General features: G+C 62.1%; 9 protein-coding genes. 5 read left to right on the top strand and 4 right to left on the bottom strand.

Annotation, left to right across the window (positions count from 1 at the left end; genetic code table 11):
• Positions 1 to 65: 65 nt before the first annotated feature.
• Positions 66 to 1,064, bottom strand: coding sequence for an NAD(P)H-quinone oxidoreductase (locus H8F22_RS02260; RefSeq protein ID WP_027921421.1), 999 nt, complete (start codon positions 1,062 to 1,064; stop codon positions 66 to 68).
• Between the two features lie 58 nt (positions 1,065 to 1,122).
• A complete protein-coding gene (locus H8F22_RS02255) occupies positions 1,123 to 2,334 on the bottom strand; it encodes a YbfB/YjiJ family MFS transporter (RefSeq protein WP_194939721.1) in 1,212 nt (403 codons plus the stop codon).
• 113 nt (positions 2,335 to 2,447) lie between these two features.
• On the opposite strand from H8F22_RS02255, the gene H8F22_RS02250 reads away from it, so the two are divergent.
• Positions 2,448 to 3,323, top strand: a complete 876-nt coding sequence (locus H8F22_RS02250) for a LysR family transcriptional regulator (protein WP_059181146.1) — start codon at positions 2,448 to 2,450, stop codon at positions 3,321 to 3,323.
• Between the two features lie 60 nt (positions 3,324 to 3,383).
• Here H8F22_RS02250 and H8F22_RS02245 read toward each other — a convergent pair whose 3' ends face one another.
• Positions 3,384 to 4,106 (bottom strand): pirin family protein, encoded by a 723-nt coding sequence (locus tag H8F22_RS02245; protein ID WP_059181145.1) that lies wholly within the window; start codon positions 4,104 to 4,106, stop codon positions 3,384 to 3,386.
• A 345-nt stretch (positions 4,107 to 4,451) separates the two neighbouring features.
• Here H8F22_RS02245 and H8F22_RS02240 point away from each other — a divergent pair, with 345 nt between their 5' ends.
• Positions 4,452 to 5,402 (top strand): GlxA family transcriptional regulator, encoded by a 951-nt coding sequence (locus H8F22_RS02240; RefSeq protein WP_027921417.1) that lies wholly within the window; start codon positions 4,452 to 4,454, stop codon positions 5,400 to 5,402.
• 185 nt (positions 5,403 to 5,587) lie between these two features.
• The gene (locus tag H8F22_RS02235) at positions 5,588 to 7,072 is read left to right on the top strand and encodes an ATP-binding protein (RefSeq protein ID WP_194939720.1); all 1,485 of its coding nucleotides are present in this window, start codon (positions 5,588 to 5,590) and stop codon (positions 7,070 to 7,072) included.
• Here the strand turns inward: H8F22_RS02235 and H8F22_RS02230 are convergent.
• On the bottom strand, positions 7,037 to 9,841 hold the full coding sequence (locus tag H8F22_RS02230) for an ATP-binding protein (RefSeq protein ID WP_194939719.1): 2,805 nt from the start codon (positions 9,839 to 9,841) through the stop codon (positions 7,037 to 7,039). The two genes, H8F22_RS02235 and H8F22_RS02230, sit on opposite strands and share 36 nt — an antisense overlap.
• Positions 9,842 to 10,251: 410 nt before the next feature.
• Here H8F22_RS02230 and H8F22_RS02225 point away from each other — a divergent pair, with 410 nt between their 5' ends.
• Positions 10,252 to 10,827, top strand: a complete 576-nt coding sequence (locus H8F22_RS02225) for a flavodoxin family protein (RefSeq protein ID WP_027921414.1) — start codon at positions 10,252 to 10,254, stop codon at positions 10,825 to 10,827.
• Between the two features lie 32 nt (positions 10,828 to 10,859).
• Complete coding sequence (locus H8F22_RS02220) at positions 10,860 to 11,684, top strand: alpha/beta fold hydrolase (RefSeq protein ID WP_194939718.1); 825 nt, start codon at positions 10,860 to 10,862, stop codon at positions 11,682 to 11,684.
• Positions 11,685 to 11,717: the final 33 nt, after the last annotated feature.

The raw sequence follows: 11,717 nt of genomic DNA, 5'->3' as shown, positions 1-11,717 counted from the left end.
CAAAACCACTGTGGGAGCCGAGCTTGCTCGCGATGGGGCCATTGCCGGCAAAGCAAACATCCCGATCAATCCACCTTCAACACAATCTTCCCAACATGATCCCCAGCCTCCATCCGCGCATGGGCCTGTGACGCATCGTTGAGTGCATACACCTTGTCGATCATCGGCAGGCAACGCCCGGCGGCGAGCACTGGCCAGACGTACTCGCGCAACTGTTCAGCAATCGAGGCCTTTTCTTCGCGGGTGCGTGAGCGCAACAGGGAACCGGTGATGATCGCGCGCTTGGCCATGATCGCCAGCAAATCGACATCCTTGGCGTGAGCACCACCAAGAAAGCCCAGCATCACCAGTCGACCCTCCATGCCCAGCGCCGCAATATTTGGATTCAGGTACGAACCGCCCATGATGTCGAGGATCACGTTCACCCCTTTGCCGGCGGTTTTTTGCGCGATGACCTCGGCGAAATCCTGGTCGCGGTAGTTGATCGGCTCGGCCCCCAACTGGCGGATCACCGCACACTTGTCCTCGCTGCCCGCCGTGGCGAATGCCTTGACCCCGAACTCGCGGCACAACATCAACGCGGTGGTGCCGATGCCACTGGTGCCGCCGTGGATCAGGGCGCGCTGGCCTTTGCTGGCGCCGCCCATCTCGAACAGGTTGGCCCACACCGTGAAGAAGGTTTCCGGGACTGCCGCCGCGTGCACCCAATCCATCCCCTCAGGGATCGGCAGTGTCTGGCCGGCCGGTGCCACGCAATACTGCGCGTAGCCGCCGCCGTTGGTCAGCGCGCAGACCTTGTCGCCAACAATGAATTCGCTGACGCCGGCGCCGATGGCCACCACTTCCCCGGCCACTTCCAGCCCCGGGAACGGGCTCATGCCGGGTTTCAGCGGGTATTTGCCGGCACGTTGAAGCGCATCAGGGCGGTTGATCCCCGCAGCGTGCACGCGAATCAACACTTCGCCCGCCGCCGGGGTGGGCACCGGCTCCTGACGCGGCTTCAACACCTCGGGGCCGCCGGGCTCGGTGATTTCAATCAGGGTCATGGTTTGAGGCAAGGTCATGTCGAAGTCCTGGGACAGAGAAGTCATAACAGTGGGACCGCATTGAGGGAGCGGTGATTCAGTTCAAAACAGGCAGCAAATCATCACGACGGTTGAGCAAACGCATGCCCTGTTCCAGCAGCAGTGCAACCACAATCGCACCGGCCGCGATGACAAACAACAAGGCGTGATGACCGCCGCTGGCATTGAACAACGCCGAATAGGCAAACCCGGCGATGGCCTGAAAGGTTGCGAACGAAACCGTCGCGCGGCTCCAGGCCACTTGCTGCTGATGATGCTGCGGGATCAGTTCATGAACCCGTGCCAGCGCCAACGGGACGATGCCCGGCGGGAACGAGCCGAGAATCACCGCCAGCAAGGCCAGCGCCGTAAAGGAACTCGATATCGCCAACAGGCCAACGGCAATTGCTTGCCCCACCAGCACCACGCGAATACTGACCTTCGCGCCGAACTGATCCGCCAGAAAGCCATAACTCACCGGCCCGATAATCGCGCCGAGGCCATACATCACCCAAATCAGTGCGCCGACGTGCGGCCCGGCACCGAGACCACGGGCGACGTAATCCACCAGAAACACCATGGCGGGCACCAGTCCGGCGGCCATGAACGCGTATTGAGCGAACAGCAGGTATACCCGTGGATCAGTGGCCGTCTTGGGCTCGTCGATTGATGGCGCGACGGCTGGGTGGTGCGCCTCTGACGGCCAGCCGAACCAACTGGCAGCGGTGAGCACCAGGGACAACAAACCGAGGCCAAACCAGGTCTGCTGCAAGCCAAGGCTCAGCAACGGCGGAACAATCGTCCCCGAACCGGCAATGCCCAGGCCAATCCCTAGAAAAATCGCACCGCTGGCCAACCCGCGGCGTGATGCCGGCACGTGGGGCAACACGGTCGCGGCCACCAGCACCATGATCGCGCCACCGGCAACGCCCGACAGCAGGCGCCAGCCAAAGAACCAACTCACCGACAAGGGAAAGCCACAGGCGAAAAACGACAGTGTCACCGCCAACATCATCAGCCGCAGCGCGGTTTTGTTGGAGGTGCGTTGCGCGACGGGGCGGCCGATCAGGGCGCCAATCAGATAGCCCACGAGGTTGGCGGCGCCGAGGTAAACCACGTCGCTGGCGCAAAACCAGTGCGCCTGGATCAATGCGGGAATCAACGGCGTGTACGCAAACCGCGCCAGGCCAATGCTGACCAGACTGGCGCTGAGGCCGGCGAAGATCGGCAGCCAAATGGCGCGTCGCGAGGGGGTCGATGAGCTGTGCATGAGCAGGATCCTGAGAGGTGTTTGCTGGCCTTCAGCCTATCGCGATTATCTGATGCAATAACGCAGCGATTTTGCGTTATGGTGATGCGTATATGCATCGGTAGGAGAGCCGCATGAATTGGGATGACGCACGGGTATTTCTCGCGGTTTGCCGAGAGTCGACACTGCGCGGCGCCGCGCGGGTGCTGGGGGTCGATCAGGCCACGGTGGGGCGACGGATTACGGCGCTGGAAAAGTCATTGAGTGCCACGTTGTTCCTGCGCACCTCGGAAGGTTATGCACTGACCGCCGTCGGCGAGGCGGCGCTGGCGGCGGTGGAAAAAATGGAGCGCTCGGCGCTGGAGCTGCAGCGGCAGATCCAGGGGCTGGATGACCGCTTGACCGGGCTCGTCAGGGTCAGCACCACCGATTCCATGGCCATCGATTTTCTGATCCCGGCCATTGCGCGCCTGCATCAACAGCACCCCGACGTACGCGTGCAACTGGACGCCTCGACGCAGATTCTCAGCCTTGCCAAACGCGAAGCCGACATCGCCGTGCGCAATACCCGGCCGGATAACCCGGACCTGATCGCGCGACGAATCGCCCGCTGGCCGGTGGGGCTTTTTGCGTCGCAGGCGTATGTGGACGCCCACGGCGTGCCGGCGCCGGGCTCGGCGTTCGAGGGGCATGATCTGGTGGTGTATCAGCCGTACCTGCAAAACCAGAAGGACATGACGCTGGTGTCGGAGCCGTTGCATCGCGGGCGGATTGTGTCGAGCCTGAGCTCCAGCCTGTTGGTGCGTCGATCGATTGCGGCGGGTATCGGGCTGGGGGAAATTCCGGTGTACATGGGGGAGAGGGACGGGTTGGTCAGGCTGTGGCCGGAACGCACGCGACCGCTGCCGTATGACGTCTGGCTGGTGACCCACGCCGACTTGCGGCACACCGCGCGGGTGCGGGCGGTGATCGATGAAATTGTCGCGGTGTTCTCCGGCACCGGCGAATAACACACCTGTAGCCGCTGGCGAAGCCTGCGTCCGGCTGCTACAGGGATTTGCGTTTAACAGTTATGGCATTTCAGGCAGCTCTTGCGGGCGCAGGTCGAATACCAGCACTTCAGCATCCGCACCGTTGCTCAACGTCAGCACCTGCTCATTGCGAACCCGCACGCCATCACCTTCCTGCAACTGCACGCCATTGAGTTCAACGCTGCCACGGGCCACGTGCACATAAGCATAACGATTCGCCGCCAGTTCCAGCGCAGCGCTTTCCTTGCCGTCGATCAGCGCGGCGTACACACGTGCGTCCTGTCGCACTTTCAGCGAACCCTTGTCGCCGTCGGGGGAGATGATCAGTTGCAGACGTCCGCGTTTCTTTTGCGTGCTGAAGTGCTCTTGCTGATAACGCGGTTTGGCGCCGCTGACTTGCGGCACGATCCAGATTTGCAGGAAATGCACGGGCCGTGTCGCCGAGTGGTTGTACTCGCTGTGGGCCACGCCACTGCCGGCGCTCATCAACTGCACATCACCCGGACGGATCACCGAACCGGTACCCAGCGTGTCCTTGTGTTCCAGCGCGCCTTCGAGCACGTAGGAGAAAATCTCCATGTCGCGGTGAGGGTGTTGGCCGAAGCCTTTACCGGCCGCCACGCGGTCATCGTTGATCACCAGCAGGTCTGAAAAACCCTGTTCTTTGGGGTTGCGATAGTTGGCGAAGGAAAAGGTATGGAACGACTTCAACCAACCGTGATTGGCCGCGCCGCGATCAGAAGCTTTGCGAAGGGTCAGCATGATGAAATCTCCTGTTGGGACGTTGATTCGTCCGAGTGAGGAGAAGATTAATGGTTACTGGTGGGTGCAATAAGTAGATGAAAATTGAAACACTGTCCCGATGAGGTTGACAGTAGTGAGCGGACGATCACGCATTCTTTCCCGACACAGGCGCCACGATTGGCCATAATGCACAGCACCCTTTTAACGCCTTACACACAACCCCCTGTAGGAGTGAGCCTGCTCGCGATCCCGGTGTGTCAGTCAACATTGATATCAACTGATACCCCGCCATCGCGAGCAGGCTCACCTACAGGGCCCGGTGTCTGGCCGGTATTCTTTTTTGACTTCAGTGATTTCTAACCCATGAAAACCGTGGCAATGGTGTTATTCCCGGGCTTCCTCCTGCTCGACATGGCCGGTCCCATGGAGGTGTTTTCCATCGCCAACCGCTACCTGGCCCCGGCTGACCACTACGTCCTCACGACCATCGGCACCGAACCCGGCGCATTGCGTGCGTCCAACGGCGTCAACGTCCAGGCCGATCTGCACATTGATCAGGCAACTCAAGGCTACGACCTGCTGCTGGTGCCGGGCGGCCCCGGTGCCTATAACGAGAAACACCCGCCGTTGCTCAACTGGCTCACGGGCGCGGTGAATCGCGCCGGGCGATACGGTTCGATCTGCACGGGGGCTTTCGTGTTGGGGCACGCCGGTTTGCTCGACGGTTACCGCGTGACCACTCACTGGCACTACACCGAACGGCTGATCAAAGGCTTCCCCAAGGCCACCGTGGAGACCGATCAGATTTACGTGCTGGACCGTAACCTCATCACCTCCGGCGGCGTGACCGCCGGCATCGACCTGGCGCTGGCGGTAGTCGCCGAAGACCATGGCAAAAAAGTCGCGCAGGACGTGGCCAAAGTGCTGTTGGTGGTGATGAAGCGCCAGGGCGGACAGGCGCAATTCAGCCCGTTGATGGCCACGGTTGCCCCGCACGAAACGCCGATCACCCGGGTGCAAAACTATGTGCTGGAACACCTGGATGAAGCGTTCTGCATCGAGCGCATGGCCGGTCTGGCAACCATGAGTGCGCGGCACTTCACCCGGGTTTTTGCCCGGGAAGTGAACATGACACCGATGGAGTTTTTGCAAAACGCGCGCATCGACCGCGCCAGAAGCCTGCTGGAAACCAGTGACCTGCCGCTCAAGACGGTGGCGTTCAAAAGCGGCTTTGGCAGCGTGCGCCACATGCGTTTCCTGTTCGGCGAAAAGCTTGGCCTGACCCCCAGTCAGTACCGTGAACAGTTCAGCTAGCGTGTTGTGTCCGTCATGCGCACCTTGATGGCCGGGACGCTCCCTCCGTGGCCGTTGAACCGTCACGCAGGGCTGCCAAGATACCCCTGAACTCTTTGCAAGGGAGGTGCGGGAGCCTGGAAGGCGAGTGCGAAGGTGGGTTGTGGCACTTAGAGCCTGGCCAGGTTTTCAGCACGCGAACGTGCATGAACAGCCTTACAGATTTGATCAGCGAAGCGGTGCTGCATTTCGGCCCCTACGCGTTTCACCAACGGCAACGGCTGATCCTGGACGGTGATCGGCCGCTGCGCATGGGCGGGCGGGCCCTGGACATTTTGCAGGTGCTGGTCGAGCGCGCCGGGACGGTGGTCAGCAAGGACGAACTGATTGCCCGGGTCTGGCCGACGTCGGTGGTCGAGGAAATCAACCTGCGCGTGCACATTGCTGCGCTACGTCGCGCCCTGGGCGACGGGCAAAACGGTCAGCGCTACATCGTCAACATTCCCCAGCGCGGGTACAGCTTTGTGGCCCCGGTGCAGCACCTGCCGGCGGGTGCACCTGTGTCGATCCAATCCATTCAAAAAGCTCAACACAACCTGCCGGCACGGCTCACGCCGGTGACCGGTCGTGACTCGATTGTCGGCAGTCTGGTGCGGCAGTTGCCGGTGCGGCGTTTGATGACGCTGGTTGGCCCCGGCGGCATCGGTAAGACTACCGTGGCGTTGCGCGTGGCCGAGTTGTTGTTGCAACACTATCAGGACGGCGTCTGGCTGGTTGATCTGGGGGCGATTGATGATCCCGCGCAAGTCGTTGACCATCTGACGCGCGCCCTCGAACCCGATGTCGGGACTGCCCTTGAGGCGTTGGCGCAGCGCCACGCGTTACTGGTGCTCGACAACTGCGAGCACCTGCTGCGGCGCTGTCGAACGCTGGTTGAAAGCCTGCTGATCGCGGCGCCCCGGCTGTCGATTCTGGCCACCAGCCGCGAACCATTGTTGGCCGCCGGGGAAACGCTGGTGCGTCTACCGTCGCTGGCGGTGCCGCCCAACTCCGAGTGGCAGAGTGTGGCGCAAGTCATGGGCTATTCGGCCGTGCAATTGTTCGTCAGTCGCGCCCGCGCCCGTCAACAAGGCTTTGCCCTGCGCGAACAAGACCTCAGCACCGTTGGTGATATCTGCCGCAGGCTTGATGGTTTGCCCCTGGCCATCGAGCTGGCGGCCGCGCAAATCGACGCACTGGCATTGGTCGGGCTGCAATCCCAGCTCGACAATTGTTTTCAGCTGCTGACCCAAGGCCGGCGCACGGCCGTCCCCCGGCACCAAACCCTGAAAGCTGCGCTGGACTGGAGCTATGAGCAGTTGAACCCAAAGGAGCAAACGGTGTTGCAGCGCCTGGCCGTGTTCAAAATGGCCTTCACCCTGGACGCCGCCATGGCGGTGATCAATTGCTCGGTACTGCCGCCCGGATGTGTGATGCAAGCGGTAGAACACCTGGCACTCAAATCATTGTTGTCGGTGGAGGAGGGCCGCGGTGTGACCCGCTACCGTTTCCTCAACACCACTCGCCTCTATGCCTTGGAAAAACTCGAGCACAGCGGAGCGTTGCGCGATTTCGAAAGGCGCTACGCCCGTTTTATCAGCCGAGGGCGCTCCACGTCAGCTGGGCAACTGGCGTTGCAACTCGTCGAGTAACCGGCGGACGTTCATCAGGTCCGGTGTGGCAAAGCCTTCGGTGAATTGCTGGTAGATCGGTGCCAGCAGTTCATGGGCCTGTCGATAGCGACCCTGGCGCTGCCAGAGCCGTGCCATCGACGTGGCGCTTCGTAGCTCCCAGGCGAGGGCGCCCTGGGTTCTGGCCACGTTCAGTGCCCGCATCAGCACGGCCTCGGCCGCCTGGTTTTTCAACGGGCAATCCTCTTCCAGTAGCGCATTCGCTTTGGCCCGTAGAATTTCTGCCGTGCTCCAGCCGGCGATGCCGGTATCCGCGCGTTGCAACAAGGTGTCATCGACGAAACCGCTGTCCAGCGTGACCATGATGTCCTTGATCAACCCACTGCCGGGTGGGGGTGGCAAGTGCCCCTCTGCCTGGTCGATCACCTGCGCGTAGTGACGTGCCCACGTGTAGAACAACAGCACCGAATGTTTTTGTGCTTGCTCCAGCAGCAGGCGCAGGAGCTCGCGGGCGCTGCGGGTGTCGCCGTTGTAGTGGGCGATCAGGCAGCCGGCCAGGGCCAGGGTGTAACAAATGGAAGTGCCATGGTTGATCTGAATCGCGATGTCCAGTGCCTGGCGGGCCGTACGCCAGGCCTGCTCCGGTTGGCCCTGCAACCAGAGGATGCGCGCCAGAATCGTCAGGGACGCAACGCTTTGGTCGTATTGCACGCCAAAACCGTGGGTGAAGCGGTTGAGGTGACCACTGTGGGCCATGCGCTGGATCACTTCTTCGGCGTTGGCCCGGGCCCGCCCCTGATCCCCGGCAAAGTGCAACGCGAGCACGCGCAGTCGGTGGGTGCTCAACGCGAGCACGGCGTCGTCATGCCCACCCAGTCGATCGAATTGCAGGCTCTGTTCCAACGCCAGTTGATAATTTCCGCAGCTTAGATTGACCGCCATGTGCCCGGACACCGCCCGCAACTGACCGGCCATGTCACGGCACTGTCTGGCCAACGTTCTGGCGCTGACGAAGGCGTCGATGGTTTCCACAGTGCCGCCCTGGGTGTGGTAGCAGGAGCTGCCGAGGGCCAGTTTCAGGCTCATTTTCAGCTGAGGGCAGGGCTCGGGTGTGGCATCGAGCAGTGCCAGCGCCTTGCGCACATAAATGCCATGTTCCTTGAGCAGCGACAGTTCCTGCCACAGCGGCATGGACGTTGCGGCCAACTGGATGGCCAATGTTTGCGAGCCGTGCCCGTTCAAGCCCCAATCAAGCGCCGCGCGAATGTCCTCCAGACCCCGGGCATACCGCTTGATCCATAGACTGGTCGGGATGAGCTCCCAGTCATTGCGTGCCTGGTGCATCAACGCCAGGCAGCGTTCGGCATGGCGGACTCGCGTGTCCGGCAGGTCGGCGGCCTGGTCGAGTTTTTCCAGGGCGTAGCTGCGTGTGGTGTCGAGCAGGCGATAGAACACGTCTTCGTCGCCCACTTCCACGTTCAGCAGCGACTTGGCCACCAGTTGGGTGATCGCACCAAACACCTTGTCGGGGTCGATGTGTTCACCAACGATCACCGCCGCTGCGGATTCCAGAGTGAATCCGCCCCTGAACACGCCCAGCCGGCGCAGGCAGGTTTGCTCGCAGGGCGTCAGCAGTTCGTAGCTCCAGTCGAGCGTGGCGCGCAGCGTCTGGTGCCGACCCAATGCCGGCTGACACCCTTGGGTCAGCAGGCGAAAACTGCCTTGCAGCTGCTCCAGCACGCCGCTCAAACCCAAGTGGCCGACTTGCGCGGCAGCCAGTTCGATGGCCAGCGGAATGCCGTCCAGGCGATGGCAGATGTCGATCAACAGTGGCAGCTCGTCATCACTCAGTTCGAAGCTGTCATGGCTGGCCATCGCCCGTTCGACGAACAATTGCAGCGCCGAGAACGTCATGGCCTGAGCGCGATCCAGCACGGCGATGGGCGGTGGGCAATCCAGCGACTCAAGGCGCTGGACGAACTCGCCTTCGGCCCGCAGGCTTTCGCGGCTGGTGGCCAGAATGTGCACCTGGGGCGCGGCGCGCAGGGTGCTTTCACAGAGCAGGGCGATGGCGTCGACCAGGTGTTCGCAATTGTCGATGACCAGCAGCATCTGGCGGTCGCGCAGGAAGGCCGCCAGTGCGCTCACGGGTTCGCCATCGTGCAGGGACAACTCGAGCAGCGTCGCCAAATGGGCGGTGATCATCAGCGGGTCGTTGATCGGTGCCAGGTCCAGCAGGCGAATGCCGTCCCGGTAGCGCCCGATCAACTGTTCGGCGACGCGCAGGGCCACGGTGGTCTTGCCGATGCCGCCGGGGCCGACGAGGGTGATGAAGCGCTGGCGTGCCAGTTGTGTCACCAAATGATCGACCAGGGACTGGCGCCCGATCAGTCGGGTGCGGCGCACGGGGAGGTTATGGCCGTTGGGCACCGGTCCTTCGAGTTCGGGGTGCTGCTCGATCCGTTCCAGCGAATAGGGCGCGACAAAGCTATAGCCGCGCTGTGCCACGGTGACGATGTAGCGCTGGCCGGCCTGGCCGTCGCCGAGGGCTTTGCGCAACGCCGCCATGTGCACCCGCAGGTTGATGTCCTCCACCACGCTTTTGGGCCAGACCGCCGCAATCAGTTGCTGCTTGCTGACCACGTGCCCGGCGTGCTCCAGCAGGATCAACAGAATGTCCATGGCACGTCGGCCCAGGCGCAGGGGCTGGTCGGCCTCCATCACCAGGCGTTGTCCGGGGTAGATCCGGTAGGGGCCGAAATGCACAGCCTGTTCGGGGGAAAGGGTCAACGTGTCGCTCCTGCTTGCATCCGTCTAGTACGCTGTTTTCGAGCATGTTCCGCAGGTTTTCGGATCAGTGCAATCCGGGTGGCGGATGACTGTCGGGTGTTCGCAGCGACTGTGTGTACCCGTCACCCTTGGCCGGTGCCGTGTTTACGGTAACAAAGCCGGGGTTACGGCTTTTGGCGCGCCAGGGAAAATTAACAACGTTTAACTCGTGCTGCGTCTGGTCTACGCCCAAAACTCTGGTTCTTCAACGTCCACCGGTCAGTCGTTGTAGGAATGAGCCTGCTCGCGATAGCGGTGTGTCAGTCACCAACCCTGTCGACTGATAGACCGCTATCGCGAGCAGGCTCACTCCTACAGGGGGGTGTTGGTATTTAAGTCAAGCAGGGATTTATTGTCATGAGGACGCTGGAATGAGCAACGTGGTGGTGGTCTATCACAGTGGCTACGGGCACACCCGTGTCATGGCGCAGGCCGTGGCCCAGGGGGTGGAACGGCACTTGGGCAGCACCTGCCTGTTGATTCCGGTGGAGGAAGTGGACGACCACTGGGACCGCTTGCACAGCGCCGACGCCATCATCTTCGGCTCGCCGACCTACATGGGCAGCGCCTCGGCACCGTTCAAAGGCTTCATGGAAGCCACTTCGGCGTTCTACCTGGCCCAACCCTGGCGCGACAAACTGGCCGCCGGGTTCACTAACTCCGGCAGCCTGTGCGGCGACAAACTCAACACCTTGCTGCAAATGGCCGTGTTCGCGGCCCAGCACTCAATGATCTGGGTCGGCCTCGACCTGCTGCCCGCGCGCTCCGGCACCGGCGTGTTCGATGGGCAGATGAATCGCCTGGGCAGCTCGCTCGGTGCCATGTCCCAATCCAATGTCGAACAACCCCCCGAACTGGCCCCGCCACCCGAAGACCGCTGCACCGCCGCGCACTTGGGCGAGCGCGTGGCGCGGCTGGCCGAACGCATGAACCACTCACCGGTTTGATACACCCCCGACACTCGCAAAGGAGATAACCCATGACAACATTCACCACCCGCGACGGCACCGAGATTTACTACAAGGACTGGGGCACCGGACAGCCCATCGTCTTCAGCCACGGCTGGCCGTTGAATGCCGACAGCTGGGAGTCGCAGATGATCTTCCTGGCGTCCAAAGGTTACCGGGTCATCGCCCATGACCGCCGGGGGCACGGGCGCTCCAGCCAGCCGTGGTCCGGTAATGACATGGACCATTACGCCGACGATCTGGCGCAACTGATCGAGTTGCTGGACCTCAAGGATGCGGTGCTGTTCGGCTTCTCTACCGGCGGCGGCGAAGTGGCGCGCTACATCGGTCGCCATGGCACGGGCCGGTTGGCCAAGGCCGGGCTGATCTCCGCGGTGCCGCCGCTGATGCTCAAGACCGAAGCCAACCCCGGCGGCCTGCCGATCGAAGTGTTCGACGGCATTCGCCAGGCGTCCCTCGTCGACCGTTCGCAGCTGTACATCGACCTCGCCAGCGGTCCGTTCTTCGGCTTCAACAAACCGGGCGCGAAACCGTCCCAAGGCATGATCGACTGGTTCTGGATGCAGGGCATGATGGCCGGCCACAAGAACGCCTATGACTGCATCAAGGCCTTCTCCGAAACCGACTTCACCGAAGACCTGAAGAAATTCGACATCCCGACTTTGGTGGTGCACGGCGACGCCGATCAGGTCGTGCCGTTCGAAGCAGCGGGCGTTGCTTCGGCAAAACTGGCGAAAGGTTCTACGCTCAAGATCTACCCAGGCGCACCGCACGGCTTGACGGATACCCACAAGGATCAACTCAACGCTGATTTGCTGGCGTTCCTCAACGGCTAACACTCGCTGCTACAGGTGCCCGGGCCCCTGTAG

Source organism: Pseudomonas mucoides, from assembly GCF_015461845.1.
GTDB lineage: Bacteria > Pseudomonadota > Gammaproteobacteria > Pseudomonadales > Pseudomonadaceae > Aquipseudomonas > Aquipseudomonas mucoides.
This window is presented reverse-complemented; position numbering and strand designations above follow the sequence as displayed.